The organism is Lutibacter sp. HS1-25, from assembly GCF_004121075.1.
Taxonomy (GTDB): domain Bacteria; phylum Bacteroidota; class Bacteroidia; order Flavobacteriales; family Flavobacteriaceae; genus Lutibacter.
Genome location: NZ_RHLN01000126.1, coordinates 1 through 733, shown reverse-complemented (window position 1 = coordinate 733; position 733 = coordinate 1). Strand labels below are relative to the sequence as shown.

1 protein-coding gene and 1 pseudogene are annotated in these 733 nt (G+C 31.1%); both read left to right on the top strand.

The window, feature by feature from the left end; all coding sequences use genetic code 11:
• Positions 1-135, top strand: a pseudogene (locus tag EC396_RS18130) (sugar kinase); the annotation flags it as partial.
• Positions 136-353: 218 nt separating this feature from the next.
• On the top strand, positions 354-733 hold a 380-nt coding region (locus EC396_RS12860), incomplete at its 3' end, for a 6-phosphofructokinase (RefSeq protein ID WP_164975298.1).

Sequence of the window (733 nt, the reverse complement as noted above, 5' to 3'; positions counted from 1 at the left end):
GATCAAAATGCATTGGATTTTGCAGTAGCAGCATCTTGTTTAAAACACACAATTAAAGGTGATGCAAACTTGGTAACTGTAGATGAAGTAAATAAATTAATGGGTGGTGATGCCTCTGGTAGAGTTGCTCGTTAGTTAAAAATAATTACGAATTACGAATTACGATTTTTGAATTTTAAGATTGCAATTTGTTCCATTTTTAATAGAACTTCCGTTCAATTTTTTTAGAGATAAAATGGTGCAAAAAATGTGTTTAGAATTGCTTTTAATGCTAGTCTTTATGCATTTATAAATGATTTTTTGAAATCTCAAAATCGTAATTCGTTATTAATAAAAAGGTTTAATACTCAAAAATGAATAAATCAATAGCTATTATATGCGGCGGTGGACCAGCGCCAGGCATCAATACAGTAATTAGTACTTTGGCTAAAACATTTTTAAAAGATGATTATGATGTTTTAGGTGTTCATCATGGCTATAAAGGCATATTGTCTGATAATCCATCAATAAGAATTTTTGATTATCAAAGTGCTGACAGAATTTTTAGTTTAGGAGGTTCTGTTTTAACAATGAGCAGGTTTAAACCAAAGGACAGCGATTTTAAAGCTGATTTTTTTGTAAAAAACAATGTGAAATTACTGGTTACTATTGGTGGCGATGATACTGCTTCAACAGCAGGCAGACTTACAAAATACCTTTCAAATCAAAATTTAGAGGTGGCGCACATTCACGT